Raw genomic sequence first — 18684 nt, forward strand, 5'->3', positions numbered from 1 at the left:
TCACCCCAGACTATTTGTAAATCCGCTCTTCTTCAAGGTCATCAAAAATATCGTTAAGCTCTTCAAGCGTCAGATCGCTCATAGTAAGATCCTCAAGTGCTAAACCTGAATCCAAATCCGCCTGGCAATGCTCAATGATACGAACTAAGTAGTCCTGGTAATACTGGACTAACTGTTCCATTTTTGATGTAGAAAACAGAGCAGCGTTGCAGCCAAAACGCATCAGCAAATGGCCTTCAGCAACAATTCCGTTAATATCAAGCAGCATTGGGCTACTGTTTCTAAGCCCGATCGGCTCCCCCATTAGCGGTGAACCGTCAGCATCTTCCGAATCAAAGGTACCTAGGTAATTGAAACTAATCTCTGGCTCGATGTTTAAGGGGTACCCTGCCAGGTATTTGAGGATGCCATAACCGATTCCTTTATTAGGTACGCTACGTAACGTATTCTTGACATGCCGGATAGTAGAAGCTAACCCGTCTTCAGTAAGATTAAACAGAACGGGATACTCCGAAGTAAACCAGCCGACAGTCCGTGATACATCGACCTGTTCAGAGATTTCCTCGCGTCCGTGCCCCTCAAGGTTGATTACAAACTCGGAGCCTCCTGTCCACTCCTTTAAAGCTAGTGTCAATGCAGCTAGTAGAAGGTCATTAATTTCAGTGCGATAAGCCTGATGTGATTGAGTTAATAGTTGATCCGTTTGTTCTGCAGTTAATTTCATGCTATAGGTAAGCATGTCTCCATATGTGCCTCGATCGACGGAAATTGTGTTTGATACAAGGCTTAACTGTTGTGATTGACGAGCTATTTCCTCCCAATACGGAAGCTCAGCAGCCAGCTCCGGACCACCTGCATATTCCTGTAAATGATTAGCCCATGCTTGGTAAGATGTCGTTTTCAGTGGTAAGACAGTGTTTCCTTCATATAAATAATTGAAATCTTCTATTAAAATACGCCACGACACTCCGTCAACAACCAAGTGATGAATCGCGATTAGAAGATAGTCGCCGTGATCCGTGCGGAACAATCCGATATTGACAAGCGGCCCTTTATTTAAATTCATCGATCCTTGAATACGAGTACTCTCCATGGTCATTCTCGATTCATAATCCTTCTGCCCGCATAGGTCGATTTGTTCCAGATAGAAGTACTCGTTCTCCCCCGTCTCTTGTATTTCCTGGGAGGTTATGCCATGAGTGCTGCTGTAGCGCATCCGAAGCGCATCATGGTGTTTTGAAATCGCCGTGAATGCTTCTCTCACCCGTTTGTCATCCCAACCATTCTCGTTATATAGAAGAACGGACTGGTTATAGTGATGAGGCTCTTCCAACTGCTGTTCAAAGAACCACTTTTGAATCGGTGTCAATGGAACACTGCCCGTCACTTCGAATTGCTCGGCTTCAGTGACATGCTCCCTTACATATTGACTAAGTTCAGCAATGGTAGGATTGGCGAATAAATCCCTCATTCTTAAACGCAAACCCTGTTTGCCTAGCCTTGCTGATATTTGCAATGCTTTGATGGAGTCACCACCAAGATCGAAGAAGTTATCATGTATACCAAACAACTCTGATCCAAGAACCTCCTGCCAAATTTGATGCAGCACGGATTGATACGGATCAGATGGTGCAACAATGTCTTCGCCCTGTCGTACCTGCATCTGTGGTTTGGGAAGCGCCTTTTTATTAATCTTTCCATTCGGTGTTAAGGGCAGCTCATGAATCTCTACAAAATAAGACGGAATCATATAATCCGGCAGTCGTGTCTTCAAATATTGCCGAATATCCGAGTGATGAAGTGATCCATCAAGGACAACGTACGCACAAAGATATTTGGAACCCTGATGATCCGTATCCGCCACTACGATTGCTTCCTTCAGGGAAGGATGTTCCAGCAGCCTTTCCTCTATCTCGCCAATCTCGATCCGATGCCCTCTAATCTTCACCTGCTGATCTATTCTTCCGAAGTATTCAATTGTTCCGTCTGGCAACCAGCGAACCAGGTCACCTGTTTTATACATTCTTCCACCAGCGATGAATGGATCTGGAACGAACTTCTCATCCGTCAGATCAGGACGGTTCAGATAACCAACGGCGACGCCTTCTCCCCCCAGACACAGTTCTCCCAATACGCCGATCGGCTGCAACTGGTTGTATCCATTCAAGATGTAAGCCTTCCTGTTCTTGATAGGCCTTCCGATATGCATTCGTCCATCGGCAGTGCATAACCCGATCGTTGCATCCACTGTCGTTTCAGTGGGCCCGTATGCATTAAGGAATTTTCTATCCCGCCCCCATATGCTTACCAAGTCAGCCGGGAGGGGCTCTCCGCCCGTAGAGATATACTCCAGGTCGGGAAGATCCTCATACGGCAAAGCTCTTAATGCCGAGGGCGAAATAAACGGAATGGATGTGATTCTGGATGTTTTCAACCATTGCATAAAATCAGGAGCGGACAATAGCATTTCCTTCTCAATTAGATACAGGCTCGCACCATTCAGCAGCGTATAAAAAATCTCACCTACCGATGAATCGAAACTGAACGAGGCAAACTGCAGCACTCGGCTTCCAGAACGGATACCAAAGGTTTCGCTCATTAATTGCATATTGAGTATGGAACGATGATTAATTAATACTCCTTTAGGCTTCCCAGTCGAACCGGATGTGTAAATGATATAAGCCAAATTGTCCGATGGAGCGGCCAGTTCAAGATTGCTAGTATTGCCTTGGTATAGAGTTTGATCGTCAAGCGAAAGAATGTTTCCAGCAAAGCCCCCCGGTGTTTGAAGCCGCTCCTGTTTTAGAAGGAGCTTTGCGCCGCTGTCTTCCAGCATGTACTGAATCCTTTCCGGCGGATAATCCGGATCGATGGGTAAGTAAGCTCCTCCCGCTTTAAGAATGGCCAGCATACCAATAATCATTTCAAATGATCGATCCACCAGCAGCCCTACAAAATCGTTATTTCCTATACCAAGATTGACCAACGATCTTGCCAAGCTATTCGCTCGTTCATTCAATTGATGGTAAGTAAGGCTTTGATTATTAAAAACGACAGCATTATTGTCAGGAGTGCGCTTGACCCATTCTTCGAATCGCTCATGAATGAGCTGATTCTTCGGAAAGGGAACTTCCGAGTGATTGAAATCTAGCAGAATCTGCTCTTTTTCTATTGGCGTAATCAAGTTATATTTCCATAATTGAAATTCTGGACATTCCACCACTTGCGATAGTAAATGAATGTAATGTTGCGCCATTCTTTCTACCGTTTCGTCCTGAAATAAACTAGTGTTATATTCAACCATGAACTGGATCGTTTCTCCTTCTACGGCAGTCCAATCCATATCGAATTTAGCCTTTTTCCAATCAAACATCTTCATATGAAATGCTGCACCCTCAACCTCAACAGGTCTTGGAAGATCTTCGATGGAGAACATAACATCAAACACCGGATTTCGGCTTAAATCTCTGGCAACATTCAACTTGTCCACTAACTTCTCGAACGGATAATCCGAATTTTCATAGGCACTAAAAATCGTAGTTTTGACATCCGCCAGGTATTCCATAAATGTTTGCTGTGCCCGTGGCTGGCTTCTAATCACCAATGTGTTCACGAACATGCCCAATACATGCTGCAAATCCGCATGGGGACGTCCCGCGATCGGCGTACCGACTACAATATCTTCTTGGGATGTATATTTGGATAGCATGATATTAAACACAGCCAATAGAACTGTATACAAAGTCGTGTGCTCCTGAGCAGACAAGGTTCTCAACTGCTTTGTCAGATCATCAGGTAGACCGAACGTATATAATTTACCTGTCATCCTTCTAGTAGCTGGACGAGGGTAATCGGTAGGGAGCTCCAGCACAGGCAATTCTCCTGACAATTGATTTAACCAATGAGCCTCCTGTGTCTCTAAACGCTCTTCCCATTCCTCCGTCTGAGTCCAGACCGCATAATCCTTATATTGTATAGAGAGCGGCTGAAGCGGTAAGCCTTGATAGGAGCGTATGATTTCCTGGAACAATTCCTTAACTGATAGGCCGTCTGAAATAATATGATGCATATCCAGCATCAAAATGTGTTGATTCTCCGTTAACTTAACCAGATTGGCTCGGAATAGAGGAGCACTGCTCAAGTCAAAAGGAGCCATGAAATCAAACATCGCTTGTTCAAGATCCTGCTCAAGGATTTGCCCGCCATCTTCTAGGCTCCACTTCACATCCCCATGAATACACTGAACTAACTTTTCATCTATCATATGAAAAGAAGTCCGTAGTGCCTCATGCCTTTGTATGATCAAATCCAAGCTCGCTCGCAACGACTTCTCTTGCAGTTCTCCTGAAATTTCTAGCAATAATGGCATATGATAGCTACTAGCTGTATCCTCATCTTCCATTTGTTGAAGAATATACATTTGCTTTTGTTGCGGGGTAGTCGGATAGTAATCCCGCTCCTCAGCCTGCTCAATAGATAAATAATGGTTTACTTGGCCGGTTCCCCGCACTTCCGATACCAACTCTGACAGCTTCTGTACTGTCGGGTTGTCAAACATGTACTGAAGCGGCACGTTCACGCCAAGCTCTTTATGAATTCGTGCGGCCAGTGTCATCGCTTTGAGCGAATGGCCACCGTGTTCGAAGAAGGAGTCCTGCGTACCGACTACTTCTACCCCAAGCACCTCACCAAACAGAGCCGCCAGCTGCTCCTCCAGCTCATTGGCTGGCGCCACATACACCCCGTCCAATTGCTGCTCCGGTTCAGGCAAGGCCCGCTTGTCCACCTTGCCGTTTGATGTCAGCGGCAGCTGCGGTAAACCAGTAAACGTGCTTGGGATCATATATTCCGGTAAGCTTGAGGCCAGATGACGACGCAGCTCCGCCGCTGTCCAGTCCCCGTCGGTCACGATATAGGCGCATAGACTCGAATGGCCCTGATCGTCCTGCCGCGCAATTAATACCGTCTCCCGCACGACCGGATGCTCCAGCAGCTTCGCCTCGATCTCGCCCAGTTCGATACGATGACCCCGAATCTTCACCTGCTGATCCATGCGCCCCAGGTACTCGATCGTTCCCCCCGGCAGCCAGCGTGCCAGATCTCCCGTCCGGTACATCATCGTGCCGGGCTCCCAAGGATTTGGCACGAACCGCTCTGCCGTCAACTCGGGACGATTCAGGTAGCCCCGGGCCACCCCATCACCGCTCACACATAACTCGCCGGCCACACCGATCGGCTGCAAGCGTCCCGCCGCATCCACGATGTGAATCACCGTATTGTTCAACGGCCGGCCGATCGGAACTATGCCGCTCACATGCACACTTTGATCCACTGTCCAGGTCGCCGCAAACACCGTCGTTTCCGTTGGTCCATATCCGTTGACCAGCCGCCCTTCTCCCAGCTTGTCCAGCGCCTTCTGTACATGCTTAACCGAGGCCTGCTCTCCCCCAAATACCAGCTTGCGCAGACGCTCCAGTCCCTCTAGATCCAAATCGACCAGCGTATTAAATAACGCGGTGGTCATAAAGGTCACCGTAATCCCTTCCTTACGGATGAGATGAACCAGCTTCGATGGATCCAGCATTTCTTCCCGGGAAACCAGTACGAGGGTTGCTCCATGGATGAGCGCTCCATAAATATCAAAAGTCGATCCGTCAAAGGCGTAATTGGACAATTGCAGTAAACGATCCTCCGGCGTAATGTCCAGATAACCGTTATTTACAACCGTTCTAACGACATTCCGATGCGTCGTCATCACGCCCTTCGGCTGTCCTGTAGATCCCGAGGTGTACATGACATAAGCCAGATTGTCCGCTTTGGCGGCCGGTCTCAGGTTCTGCCCTGATTCACCCTCCGCCTGAACTTCGGACAGGATGAGTATTTCGCCCGCATGGTCGAGCTTAGCCCGGAGCAGCCCGGAATGCTGAACGAGCAATAACGGCGCATGACTGTCCTCCAGCATGTAATTTATCCGTTCATCCGGGTAGGACGGATCGATCGGCATATAGGCGCCACCCGCTTTGAATATAGCTAGAATAGCGACAATCATGTCGAAGGATCGCTCTGTCATTAAGCCCACAACTTGATCCGGCTGTACCCCCTTGCGCCGAAGTATGCGGGCCAGCTGGTTTGCACGCTCATTCAGCTCATGGTAGGTTAGCTGTTGATCTCCCATCGTCAGAGCTACACTATCCGGCCGCTTCTTTACTTGCGACTCAAAAAGACTGTGCAGTGTCTCAACCTGCGGATAATTTATCTTGGTATTATTAAATGCCTCTATTGCCAGCCGTTCTCCTTCATCAAGCAGCGTTAACTTGTCGAAAGGCATGTCAATTTGATACACAATACTTGCTAATGCGGATTGAAAGTGTTTAACCATCGCTTTGACGCTTTGTTCTGGAAACACAGATACCACACGGATAATATAGTGATCTAAAGTCGCCGAGACACTAAAATCGAATAATGTATTCGTTCTTTCATAGCCATCCATCCAAAATTGCAGCGGATGTTCCTTTACATTTTCAAATACATGAAAATCAACAAAGTTGAAAATTACATCGAATAGCGGATTATGATCGACCCCGCTCTCTCCAACACTCTCTGCGATTTTAGCAAAGGTTAATCTTCCGTATTTTTTAAGATCAACCTGTTTTTGATATATTTGAGCAATCAATTGCTTCCAATTTATTTGTGGGTCAACCGAAATACGGAAAGGAACTGTATTAAGAAAACAACCTAGTATTTTATCGGCATCTTCCGTAATCGGACGGCCATTTTCCACTAATCCGACTGTAATATCCTCTTCATATGAGCGGGAATACATCATAGCCAGAAATGCCGCAAGGCAAAGGGTCTTCACGGTAACACGGTTCTCACGGGCAACCTTCTTACATTGCTCTATGACCGTTTTATTTATTTCTTCAGTATGTATTGTAATATCAGGACTACTGCGGGTTGTAGCGAGCTCCGGCAGCTCAAGCCTCTTGTATCCTGCAAGTTCTTTTTTCCAATAATCGAATAATTCTGACTCGTCCTGGACTAACATTTGATCAATGACATAATCTTTGTATGTCGACTTTAGCGGTACCAGAGGCACAGAGCCTTCCTTCAGGGCGAAATATACATTTACAAGCTCCGTTATAAACGAGGCCGCGCTCCACCCATCCAGTATCGCATGATGGAATATCCAAATGATTGCAACCTGCTGCTGGTTCAGCCTCATGATCTTCATTCGCCATAAGGGAGCTAAAGCTACATCAAAAGGGGACAACCGCTCCTCTGCGAGGTAATTATAAATGTACTGTTTCGGATCACCCTCAATTTCTGATATATCCATCTCTTCTATATCTATGGGCACTTGCTCATGAACCATTTGAACTGGTGTTGAGAACTCCTGGATATGAAAGCTGGTCCTCAACATTTGATGTTTGGTGACCATATAGGTCATCGCCTGCCGCCATAACTGAGTATCAAAAAGGGGATCATCCAATTGGTATACAAACTGGTCATGGTACATGCCTTCATGCTTCATATAATGAAAGACCATTCCCAGTTGAATGTCGCTCATAGGAAATACGTCGGATACATTCTGTAGTAAATTAGATGTCATCGCTTTCCACCTCCGAGTATTTGCTCCTTAAGCTGATCAAGCTGCTGTATCTTGGACTGTTTAGCATCATCAGAATGTGTATTAAACGGTTTAATTTGTTGGCTGATGGTTCGAATGGAATCATAGCGATATAAATCGCCCAGCTGAAGATTAGAATTAAATTCGCGATTCATAGAGTGAAGTAACTGTATAGCCCTGATAGAGTCTCCACCTAGGTCAAAGTAACGGTCATCCATACCGATAGTGTCAATTCCGATATTGGATTTCCACAACTCTGCCAATCTCTTCTCCATATGCGTTTGCGGTGGGGAGCAGGTTGTTTTTTCCCCATTTTGAGGTTTATATTCCAGCAACGCTTGTTTATCGACTTTTCCATTGATGGTCATGGGTATGCTTGGTACATAAATAAATTGTGCAGGTATCATATAAGAGGGTAAAGCTTTAGATAATTGACTGCCAAAATCAACGGTTGCACGATCTGCGACAATGTAAGCTATTAATTGAGGTAGCTGTTCTTCCTCCTGTTTTGTCAGTACAATCGCTTCCCTTACACCGTCCAGCTTCATCAGCTCGACTTCTATTTCCCCAAGTTCTATTCGATAACCACGAATTTTTACTTGCTGATCCGCTCGGCCTAAATACTCCAATTCGCCATTGGGTAGCCACCTTGCAAGATCACCAGTGCGGTACATCATTGTTCCTGGTTCAAACGGATTATCAATAAACCGTTCCCGTGTTAAGTCAGGCCGATTCAAGTAACCGCGGGCTACTCCCTTACCGCTAACGTAGAGTTCACCTTGAACTCCTACAGGCAGCAAATTCATTGAAGAATCCAGGACGTAAACTTTCAACGTTGGAATCGGTTTTCCAATATTACTAATAGAAGTGTCCATATCATCAAGGGTAATTTCTTTAAAAGTAACATGTACAGTCGTTTCTGTGATTCCGTACATATTAATGAGCTTTGTGTGAGGATACCATTGTTTCCATTCTTTTAATTTGGATAGCAACAAGGCTTCTCCGCCAAAAATAATATACCGGAGAAATAAATCCCGCTCCCTACTCGACGCTTCTGCGACTAAAAGCTGATAGAAAGCAGTTGGAGTTTGGTTTAAAATGGTTACTTGATGTTGTCTAAGTATTTTAAGAAAGGCGTGGGGGTCTCTTGCGGTATCTAGCTTAATAACAATCAATTTCCCGCCATGCAGTAGGGCTCCGTACATTTCCCAAACGGAAAAATCAAAGCAGCAGGAATGAAAAAGTGTCCAAACATCTGTAGAGCTAAAGTCAAATAGATTCCTATCATTAAAAAAGAGGCGAATTACATTACGATGTTCGATCATAACCCCTTTAGGCTTGCCTGTGGACCCAGACGTATAAATGATGTAGGCCAGATCGGAAGAATGGTTCACATGCTCAGGATTGCTTATGCTTTCATGAATCAAATCGGGGTCGTTCATAGCAATCACATTTCCTTTAAAGCAGTCAGGTGCCGGAGAATGCTCGTCAAGCAACAAACTCGTTGCTCCGCTATCTTGTAGCATGTACTCAATGCGTTCTTGGGGGTAACTCGGATCAATTGGCATGTAGGCTCCGCCCGCCTTAAGTACAGCCAGAATGCCAGCGATCATGTCCATCGATTTATCAGCCAGTATACCGACGATATGTCCAGGCTGAATGTTATGCTTTCTCAATGAAGCTGCAAGTTGATTTGCCCGTTCATTCAACTGTCCATAAGTAATCTCTTCTCCCTCTGAAACAACAGCAATCTCGTTCCTTCTTTGCTGCACCTGCTGTTCGAAGGCTTTATGAATCGTTAGATCCTTAGGATAATCAGCATCGGTATCATTAAATATCTGCAGTATCTTTTCTCGTTCAGCCGAACTCATAAAATTCAAATCGGTCAAATTCAAAGATCTCACCTCTTCGTTTATTTAGGCTCTATGATAAATGATGCATATTTTGTTTGGTGTTCTGTAATTGTTGATTTATCAGGCGAATTACTTCTGTGGAATGCTCGTTAACAAAAAAATGATTACCCTCGAACTCATGAAATATCGCCTCTTTTGAAGTAAAGGTTGCCCAATCATTTAACTTTTCTCGATGTATGTATGGGTCATCCGCAGCACTAAGTATGACTAAATCGGTATTGATGGGCCTGTCTTTATGATTAAAGCGATAGTTTTCAATCATTGAAAAATCGGCTTTCAAGATCGGAATATATAAATCAAGAAATTCTTTGTTGTTCAGCAATTCCAAATCTATACCACCTAACGAGGTCAAACATTCCATAAACTCATCATCAGGCAGTTCACTCCATTTCTTACTTTTATTATGTATGGGAGGTTGCGTAGCGGAAACAAATACTTTCTCAGGCCTTTTCAAGCCGTTCTGCTCTATTTTCTTCGCCAGCTCATAAGCGATGATTCCACCCATACTGTGTCCAAAAATAGCATAGGAATCCAACTCATGATCTCTCGTCAAAATATTAAATACATCAGCTACTGACTCTTCCATATTTGCATACAATAAATCCCCGAAGCGCCTTCCCCTCCCTGACAATTCAATAGGCACACAGTGGATATGCGAATCAAGCTCACGATTCCAACTTGAAAATATAGTAGAAGAGCCTCCTGCATAAGGCAGACAGAATAGATCCACCAACTAACCTCCTTATACCATTTTTCATATTATTATCTATTAATACATTTAAATATGTATTTTTCAATCTTTTTCTATTATAGTCCAAATAATTGCAAAATCAATTTTAATTTTGTAAATTTTTCTTGGGCTTTTTGATAAATGTCAGTGTATTTTGTCTCCTCCCATGCCCTCAGCCTCCTATCAATCTCGCTTTACCGCATATCCAAAACAAAAAACCCCGCCGATGGCGAGGTAAAGTCGAGCAGCTTCCTGTTACTTTTCACCCATTCGCTATACGATATCAACGAAATAAGTCCTGCGGCTAGTCCCGATATGTCGAATTGTGCTTTGTTTCCTGCAAATTTCGACATCTATCGGCCGCGTTTTGCTTTTCTAGTAACTAGACTATAGGTTTTACCGTACGCTCTGCCGTACCTGACGATCCGTCTGATTATACTTTTATCCCGCAGCAGCGTATACGGGGACACTCCCGGCTTCGAATTCACCTCCAGAATCCACGGCTTCAGATTGCGATCAATCGCATAATCCAAACCGAGCTCTTTAATCCCAGGGGTCACGCGCCACAACTGTCTGACGGTTCGATGAGCCAGACTGTTCATACGACGATACAATTTTCTGCGCTTTGCCGGGCTGGCATACTTGCGCAATACGACATCCGTTGCATAAATCGAGCCGCCTTGGCTTCCATTCGTCACGATTTTACGGGGATGCGCCACTCTTGTGAATGTGCCAGTCGTTGCGAATCCGCCTCGAGGTGCTCTCTGAATCATAAGTCTAATATCGAAGGGACGCCCTTTATGCTTAAGCAGCCAGATTCCCTTTTGCACTATATATCGCTTGCCCTTCATCTCCCTTTGTAAGGAGGCGTAGGCCTGGTGATAGTTAGAAAACGTCCGCTTGCGCTTGCCATGCTGATACACATATTTTCGCTTCCAGCCTCTGCGCTTCTCCACTCTCATAACGCCTCGTCCCTGCGACCCGCGGGCTGGCTTCATATAAACCATCCCATAATGCAAGAGCATACGAAGCAATAGCCTTTTTGTAGCGATCCTTGTCGTCGGCAGATGCTTTCGCAACATCTTTTCTCTCCGCATGATCACGTACTTGCTCCATTTATCCAGCTTACGGTAACCCATTTAATCCCTCCATTTCGCTTTTACTCCTAGCATACGTATGAAATAAAAAAAGGATGTAGGCTGCTGTCGGCACGGGATGAAAGGTTCCGCCATATGCTTAATTGACTAACAGCTGGCAGAGCTGGGTCCATTACTATGTTTAGGAGGCTTAATAGGATATGGCCCTACCCCCATCGCTTCAACAGCATTTGTCCCACATTATTCAATTGCATCCCGCCTATGGCGATCTACTTGCAGAGCAAGGCATCCTGCCTCATGCTGCGGTCTTGTCCGAACTCCCGCTCCTGACCGAGGAACGTCTGAATAAGATCTATTACAAGCAAGAGCCGCGAACAAAGACAGGCCTTACCGTCTATCGCACATCTGGAACCTCAACCGGTATACGGAAATCGATCTATTATTCACCGGAAGATGAAGAGCATTACCGATTGGACAAAATAGCTTGCTACCGTGCGTGGCTTGCATCCAACTCAGAGCAGATACACAGAGCTTTTGCAGATGTTGGCACCGGTCATGCGGCAAGCACAGCTAACACGATTTTTGGCGAGTTGGGCATGCAGACGGAGTCCATCTCCTTCTCCATGCCAATTGAAGAGCATATCTCCCGGATTAATGCGTTCAAGCCCGATCTGCTATATACGATGCCATCTATTCTGGAGGCCATTGCCAGAGCCGCCGGGAATCCTGTGTCACTTGGAATTCGCAAAATCGTCCTCGTCGGAGAAATGGCTACATCCGCTTGGCAGGCCAATATGGCAGCACGATTCGGTATTGAAGCACACGATATTCTCGATACGTACGGCTCCATCGAGGTTGGCGCAATTGCCTCTTATTCTCATCCACATGGCGTCTATCTGTTCGCAGACGGGATTCATGCGGAAACCGTGCCCGCCGAGCAGCTTGATCCTCATTTTGAGCCACTGGAAGAAGGCGAGGGAGTACTCGTACTAACCTCTAGCAGACGCAGCTTATTTCCCGTCATCCGTTACGTCACCTACGATGTTGTGCGAGGCTTCCGTACCGTGGAAATTGATGGAGTCATGCGGCAGGCATTCACCTGCATTTCCAAGCGAATCGGCAGCGAGCTCAAGCATGGCGAGAAAATCAGCTTGTACGACATCGAAAACGTCGTGCATACCTTCGTCAAAGATGCTGAGCTCCGTGTTAGCGTGCGCGACAACAAGTTGACCGTCCACATTCGCAGCAAGTCGCTCAATAACGAGCTGCTCGCCTCCATCCGACATGCCATTGAGCACACGATTGAAGCTATCGGAAAAATGATCGAAGGCCGTATGCTGGATCGCATTGAGGTTATTCGCGTGAAAGAGGATGAGTCTTTTGACCTAGGACAAAGCTCTGTAAAATCCAAAAAACTGTATAACTAGGAGGCGGAATGTCATCCATGACCAAAGATTGGCTTTCTTACATCGGCAACACCCCGCTTGTCCTGCTCTCCCGCCTGTTCGCCAACGATCGTGGCATTAACGTCCATGCCAAGCTTGAATTGCTGAACCCGAACGGAAGCTCTAAGGACCGCCCAGCTGCGCGCATTATTTCGGCAGCACTGGAGCAAGGGTTAATCGGTCCCGGATCGGTCATTATCGAATCCAGCTCGGGTAACATGGCAATCAGCCTGGCTGCCATCTGCTCCCGGCTGGGTATGCGTTTCATTAGTGTTGTCGACCCCAAAACAACAGCCCAAAATATCCGTATCATGCGAGCTTATGGAGCCGATGTCGAGCTTGTGCAGCAGCCTGATCCCGAAACCGGTGAATTCCTTCCCGCCAGACTGAACCGGGTCAGACAGCTCGTTCAGCATATCCCGAACAGCTTCTGGCCCAACCAGTATGAGAATGAAAATAACTACTTATCCCATAAAGACGGGACGATGCGGGAAATTATTGCCGAGCTGGGTCAAGTCGATTATGTCATTGGCGGAGTTAGCACCTGCGGGACGATGCTAGGCTGCGCAACCTTCGTTAAAGAGCAGCAGCTTTCCACAAAAATCGTCGCTGTCGATGCCATCGGCAGCGTTATTCTTGGCGGAACGAAAGGCAAGCGATACTTCCCGGGCCTTGGGGCCGGTATCGCGCCCCCTTTTAGCGAAACGAAATTTATGGACTATGCCCTACAGGTGAACGAAGCGGATATGGTTGCGGGCTGCCGCATGCTTGCGCAGCATGAATCCATTCTCGCCGGACCTTCATCCGGTGCGGTCGTTTATGCTCTTAAAGAGGCTTTGCTCCACAAAATACCCGATGGTTCGGTATGTGCCATTATTCTCCATGATCGCGGCGAGCGTTATATGGATACGGTGTATAACGATGATTGGGTGGCCAGGCATCTAAATGCCGGTTCCGCGTAAAAGCTATGTAAAAAATAGAAAGGGGCAGGCTCATGCTTTATTTGAACAATAACCATCTGCAGACCATCGGGCTGCGCTGGGAGGAGTTGGAGAACTGCATCGTAGAGACGCTACGGCTCCTGGATTCAGGCGATTATGCACAGCCCATCAAGCCTTACCTCCGCTATGTCAATCCGGCTAACCGGATCATTGCAATGCCCGCCTATGTCGGAGGAACGGTACAAGCGGCAGGCCTGAAATGGATCGCCAGTTTTCCCGACAACACGCTAAGCGGACTGCCAAGAGCCCATAGCGTACTATTGCTGAACAAACCAAATACGGGCGTTCCTTACGCCATTATAAATTCGCCGCTGCCCAGCGTGGCCAGGACGGTTGCCGTAAGTGCGGTCATGCTGCGCCATTATTTGCAATTACACCCTGCGGCAAAGCGAATACGGATTGGCATCATTGGTTTTGGACCGATTGGACAACATCATTACGACATGTGCGGGAAGCTGTTCGGAGAATGTACTGACGAGGTACTTATCTACGATATTAGAGGCGCCAAACTGGAGACACCGGTTATCGAGGATGCAGATGCAAGCTATCGCAGCCGCACACGTATAGTAGATAGCTGGCAGGAGCTATATAACACCTGTAATGTCATCATCACATGCACCGTTAGCGATCACCGTTACATCGACCAGCCGCCGCTTGCCGGCAGCCTGCTGCTTCATGTATCGCTGCGCGATTACAAAGCATCCGCTCTGGAGCAAATCCAGACCACCGTAGTTGATGATTGGGATGAAGTGTGCCGTGAAAATACCGATATTGAGCTCCTGCATGTGGAACGGGGACTTACGAAGGAAAATACATGTTCGCTGACCGATGTCGTTTGCCAGGGTGCCCTGGGAAATCTTGCAGCGGATGAGTCCGTTCTATTTTGTCCGATGGGAATGGCCGTGTTCGATATTACTACAGCAGCCTACTGGGTAGAGAAAGCACAGTCGCTAGGGATTGGAATGGATTTAACGAATATATAGCCCCCCTCATATCAATAAATAACATGAAAGCCTAGAATAAAACAGAAAGCCGACTCTCCCCTCCTTCAGGGGGATCGGCTTTTACACATTGAACAACATCAGTTCTTATTATATTTATATAAACTTCCCCCGCATAAACCTGGCATGTAATCTGTTACTTGGATAGTTTCAGGAAGCCTTCCCCAAACACATCGCGTACATCCTGGATGGTAATAAATGCATTCATGTCCTCGGCTCGAATAATTTCTTTGAGTGTAGGTACCTCCTTCTTGCTGATAATGATATACAAAATTTCTTTAGTAGCTTTCGTATAATATCCGTACCCGGACAGCACGGTTACCCCGCGATCCATCCGGTCAACCACATGGCGCGCAATTTGATCCTGCTTGTTGGAAATGATGGTAACCGCCTTCTTGGGATTGAGTCCTTCAATGATAAAATCCATCACTTTGGTAGCGGTAAAGAGCAAAATAATCGTACTCATCAAACCTTTGGCCCCGATAATAAAAACCGACGAGCAAGCTACAATCAAGTCAAAGAACAACAGCCCGTAGCTGATGTTCCAATCAAGATATTTATTAGTGATCCGGGCCAGAATGACGCTCCCCGCCGTTGTGCCGCCGACACGGACAATCAGGCCGATCCCAGCTCCGGCAAATACTCCTCCGAAGATCGTGTTGACCCATAGCTCATTGGAATCAATGCGCCAACCCTCCGTCAAATGCAGAAACATCGAATTGAGCACCACGGCAATAATTGTGTAGCCAATGGTTTTCTTATCCAGAAACTTATAGCCAACAACGAGCAAAATCCCGTTCAGAATCAGATTCATCAACCCTGGCGACCAACCAAACAAATAGTAGAAAATAATGGTCAGCCCCGTAACCCCGCCTTCGCCCAGATCATTGGGGATGACAAATAAATTCACGGCTAGCGCAAAAAGGAAAGCCCCCACGGCTAGTGAGGACATGTCCGTAATTCTTTTTCTCATCAAAAAACACTCCGTCCAATCTCTCTAAGAATCAACCTATGCTGTCTTATCCTATCAACAGGTTGTGCATTTCCTGATTTTATCATGCGCCTCATGAATTGAGTATATGGTAAATCATATTCGCTCTATCCACTTTTGTCGGAAATTGAAATCGGATCGGCGAGCAATGTAAAAGCAACCTGTACACCGTCTCTCAGCCCCTGTATGTATAAGTGCTCATTTTCTACTCCCCGTTTATAGTAGTGCTTGTCCTCCCAATCCATATACCCCGGAATATTCGTTCGATCCATACCAGCAAACATAGTCTCAAAAGCCAAGCCCTCCTCGGAACGAAGCTTGCGCAATTCAGGACGATGTTCGATTCCACTCATAACACGTTCCAGCCTTTCTTGAAGCGCACTTTGAAGCCATAACGGCAAATCCATCGTTTATTCCCCCTCTGATCCTTTCTGAACCAAAACTCTTAGTTCCTATTATGAAGGAGTTTATAATTAACTTTAATGAGTTTTAAGGGTATTATTTCCGGTAGTTTTAAGGGTGTATTCTCTAATATTCCGAAATATTTGGAGGTATTATTTTGAAAAGACTATTTTATACTCTTCTCTTAACAATAGTTTTCTCTAATTTAATCCATCCTACTGCATTTGCAGCCGAAGTCAAATCATCAAGGTATGAACTTATTAATAAGTTTGGTGTTCGAGTATTGCACGATAAAGTAAATGATATGTACCAAATTCCAGATGGACCGAATCGGTTTACCATAATGTAGGGAATCCTGTAGATTGTAGATATTCTGCCCAATTTACATTCTCCAGATGTAACCAAAGCTGCAACTGGAAGGTCACCAATAAAAACTCTGACGGCGATGCTCAAGGAATTTGGACAGTTACGTTGTATTAAAGATTTTTACTAAATTGGAGTGTTGTTTTTGAAAATCTATAACCTTGGAATACTGTTGATAGCATTGGGAGGATTTGAGAAGATAATAATTTTTATATCGCTTGCTGAAACGGTTCACCATGATTATCAAGCTCTTAAAAATCTCACTCCTAGTATTATTTGGAGTATACCTAATTACACAATACTTACTGGAATTGTACTAATTTTAATAAATGTTATTTTGTTTTTGATAAGAAATATCAACAAAATCAATAGTAAATTCAATTCAGATAGAACTCCCCTTTGAATAGACATTAGATATCTAAAGAGTCGATGTCTTCAGGGGAGTTTTTTCAATTGAGCATTTTGCATTAACCTGAGTCCTAGCTAGACAAGGGTTTTTAAACACAAAAAAAGGACTTTACCCCAATACGAAGAAGTTTTCAAGTGTCCAAACCTAAAAAGTGAAGTCACTATGTATATACTCCAAGAAAGCCTATTTTCCTTTGAAAGACTTCAAAAAAACTGGCGGCCTGTTCCTCTTCCAACTATGGAATGGTACGTTAACATTGGTAAAGGAACTAGAACATAAGTTATAGCTACCGGGCGACTTGATACTGCGGATAAAACATCAAATGTCCTAGTTGACTTTGTTAATGCAGCAAACGAGACTGTATGTGTGAAAGCAGGAACATTACCATAAAAGTACTCGTTTTTTCTAGTTAATATAAATTAATATAACAGACTAATAAAATGTTATAAGGGGAAATTCCTTAAGCAATCAATCCATCATCAACGAATATCCCCCTCAGACTTTTCCAAACCAGTAAAGATTGAATCGTAATGATGCATTAAAAGTCGGGGAGGGGCAGTAAGAGCGGAAAAACAGTGCTTACTATAGCTTGTTTCCCGCTCAACAGCTTCTTCAGCTAATAAAGAGTTACCAAAAGGATGTAAACTCTTCCCATCCCCTCTACTCCCCACGCACCACGCGGAAGCCTTGATCCGGACCGAAGCCGCTAGCCTCGAACCTGCCACGGAAGGATATTTCATTGTTCTTGACGTCACCGATCCAACCGCCGCCCTTTACCACCCGAAAAGCACCGTTATCACTTTCCAAATTTTCTTCTCCATACCAGTTCCAGCACCATTCCCTTACATTACCTGACATATCATAAACCCCTAGCTCGTTAGGTTTCTTGCTGCCCACAGAGTGTGTTTTGTTTTTGTTGCTTTCTAAATTAGGCCAGTGCCAATCTCCGGATAGATATTCATCACCTGCATTTCTCCAATACCATGCCACCTCATCTGCATTATTGTTTCCACTATAGGTGTAGTTCTTACTCCTCTGACCTCCACTTGCTGCGTACTCCCACTCGATTTCTGTCGGCAAACGGTAACCATTGGCCCTCTCGTTAATCGTCACTGTCCATTTGATAGGATCGTGTTCGCTCTTATTATTTTGGTCTTTTTTATTCTTATTGATGTTGTAATAAGGTTGCAAGCCCTCTTTAATACTGCGTTGATTACAGTACTCAATAGCGTCATACCAGCTTACCATCTCCACCGGTAAATGATCGCCCTGGAATCCCGAAGGATTGCTTCCCATGACCTCCATCCATTCTTGCTGTGTTACTTCATATTTTCCAATATAAAAACTCGATAGTGTTGCATCTTTTCCATAGTAGTTGGAATTTTTATTTATAAAAGCCCCGCCCTGAATGAACACAAGGTTATCATTCTTTACTGGCATTGCCCTTTGTCCAAGCTTTTCCGGCGAACAAGCGCTGAGCACAAATATGATCACTGTTAAAAAGGTTATGAGTGGTTTTCTCATGGATAGCTCTCCTTTAAACGGACAAAAAAATGATAGCCGATACGGTTTAACAAATCGCTATGCTGAATTTTGTTGAAATATGTAAGGCCGCCGTCTAGAAGAACGACAGGCCTTCACAACATAAATAATCATTGGATTTTCCTAACATTCTAGAAACTGCCTGACGCCCGTAATTTTCCTA

General features: G+C 45.3%; 10 protein-coding genes. 3 read left to right on the top strand and 7 right to left on the bottom strand.

Annotation, left to right across the window (positions count from 1 at the left end; all coding sequences use genetic code 11):
- Positions 1 to 10 precede the first annotated feature (10 nt).
- From EIM92_RS22870 to EIM92_RS22885, 4 genes are all read right to left on the bottom strand, one after another.
- Complete coding sequence (locus EIM92_RS22870) at positions 11 to 7609, bottom strand: non-ribosomal peptide synthetase (RefSeq protein WP_125084822.1); 7599 nt, start codon at positions 7607 to 7609, stop codon at positions 11 to 13.
- Positions 7606 to 9522 (bottom strand): non-ribosomal peptide synthetase, encoded by a 1917-nt coding sequence (locus EIM92_RS22875; RefSeq protein ID WP_125084823.1) that lies wholly within the window; start codon positions 9520 to 9522, stop codon positions 7606 to 7608. The genes EIM92_RS22870 and EIM92_RS22875 overlap by 4 nt, the downstream gene beginning before the upstream one ends.
- A 28-nt stretch (positions 9523 to 9550) precedes the next feature.
- On the bottom strand, positions 9551 to 10270 hold the full coding sequence (locus tag EIM92_RS22880) for a thioesterase II family protein (protein WP_246021472.1): 720 nt from the start codon (positions 10268 to 10270) through the stop codon (positions 9551 to 9553).
- A gap of 353 nt (positions 10271 to 10623) precedes the next feature.
- Positions 10624 to 11409, bottom strand: coding sequence for a YheC/YheD family protein (locus EIM92_RS22885; protein ID WP_125084825.1), 786 nt, complete (start codon positions 11407 to 11409; stop codon positions 10624 to 10626).
- Positions 11410 to 11567: 158 nt separating this feature from the next.
- On the opposite strand from EIM92_RS22885, the gene EIM92_RS22890 reads away from it, so the two are divergent.
- Genes EIM92_RS22890 through EIM92_RS22900 form a run of 3 tightly spaced genes read left to right on the top strand, consistent with a single transcriptional unit; the run spans position 11568 to position 14796 of the window.
- Complete coding sequence (locus EIM92_RS22890; protein ID WP_125084826.1) at positions 11568 to 12794, top strand: phenylacetate--CoA ligase family protein; 1227 nt, start codon at positions 11568 to 11570, stop codon at positions 12792 to 12794.
- Between the two features lie 17 nt (positions 12795 to 12811).
- The gene (sbnA, locus tag EIM92_RS22895; RefSeq protein ID WP_125084827.1) at positions 12812 to 13774 is read left to right on the top strand and encodes a 2,3-diaminopropionate biosynthesis protein SbnA; all 963 of its coding nucleotides are present in this window, start codon (positions 12812 to 12814) and stop codon (positions 13772 to 13774) included.
- Between the two features lie 32 nt (positions 13775 to 13806).
- Entirely contained in the window at positions 13807 to 14796 is a 990-nt protein-coding gene (locus tag EIM92_RS22900; RefSeq protein WP_125084828.1) for a 2,3-diaminopropionate biosynthesis protein SbnB, read from the top strand.
- A 154-nt stretch (positions 14797 to 14950) separates the two neighbouring features.
- On the opposite strand, the gene EIM92_RS22905 is transcribed toward EIM92_RS22900, so the two are convergent.
- The 3 genes from EIM92_RS22905 to EIM92_RS22915 all read right to left on the bottom strand — a co-directional run bounded on the left by EIM92_RS22905 (position 14951) and on the right by EIM92_RS22915 (position 18503).
- Positions 14951 to 15787, bottom strand: a complete 837-nt coding sequence (locus tag EIM92_RS22905) for a YitT family protein (RefSeq protein ID WP_125084829.1) — start codon at positions 15785 to 15787, stop codon at positions 14951 to 14953.
- Between the two features lie 125 nt (positions 15788 to 15912).
- Positions 15913 to 16212, bottom strand: coding sequence for a hypothetical protein (locus EIM92_RS22910; protein ID WP_125084830.1), 300 nt, complete (start codon positions 16210 to 16212; stop codon positions 15913 to 15915).
- A gap of 1427 nt (positions 16213 to 17639) precedes the next feature.
- Positions 17640 to 18503 (bottom strand): formylglycine-generating enzyme family protein, encoded by an 864-nt coding sequence (locus EIM92_RS22915; protein WP_125084831.1) that lies wholly within the window; start codon positions 18501 to 18503, stop codon positions 17640 to 17642.
- Positions 18504 to 18684 lie beyond the last annotated feature (181 nt).

The sequence above is a fragment of the Paenibacillus lentus genome (genome assembly GCF_003931855.1).
Lineage (GTDB): Bacteria > Bacillota > Bacilli > Paenibacillales > Paenibacillaceae > Fontibacillus > Fontibacillus lentus.

Excerpts from the sequence above, each read along its gene's own strand:
- EIM92_RS22870 (WP_125084822.1), bottom strand. The coding sequence starts at position 7,609 with ATGACATCTAATTTACTACAGAATGTATCCGACGTATTTCCTATGAGC.
- EIM92_RS22885 (WP_125084825.1), bottom strand. The coding sequence starts at position 11,409 with ATGGGTTACCGTAAGCTGGATAAATGGAGCAAGTACGTGATCATGCGG.
- EIM92_RS22890 (WP_125084826.1), top strand. The coding sequence starts at position 11,568 with ATGGCCCTACCCCCATCGCTTCAACAGCATTTGTCCCACATTATTCAA.
- sbnA (WP_125084827.1), top strand. The coding sequence starts at position 12,812 with ATGACCAAAGATTGGCTTTCTTACATCGGCAACACCCCGCTTGTCCTG.
- EIM92_RS22900 (WP_125084828.1), top strand. The coding sequence starts at position 13,807 with ATGCTTTATTTGAACAATAACCATCTGCAGACCATCGGGCTGCGCTGG.
- EIM92_RS22905 (WP_125084829.1), bottom strand. The coding sequence starts at position 15,787 with ATGAGAAAAAGAATTACGGACATGTCCTCACTAGCCGTGGGGGCTTTC.
- EIM92_RS22910 (WP_125084830.1), bottom strand. The coding sequence starts at position 16,212 with ATGGATTTGCCGTTATGGCTTCAAAGTGCGCTTCAAGAAAGGCTGGAA.
- EIM92_RS22915 (WP_125084831.1), bottom strand. The coding sequence starts at position 18,503 with ATGAGAAAACCACTCATAACCTTTTTAACAGTGATCATATTTGTGCTC.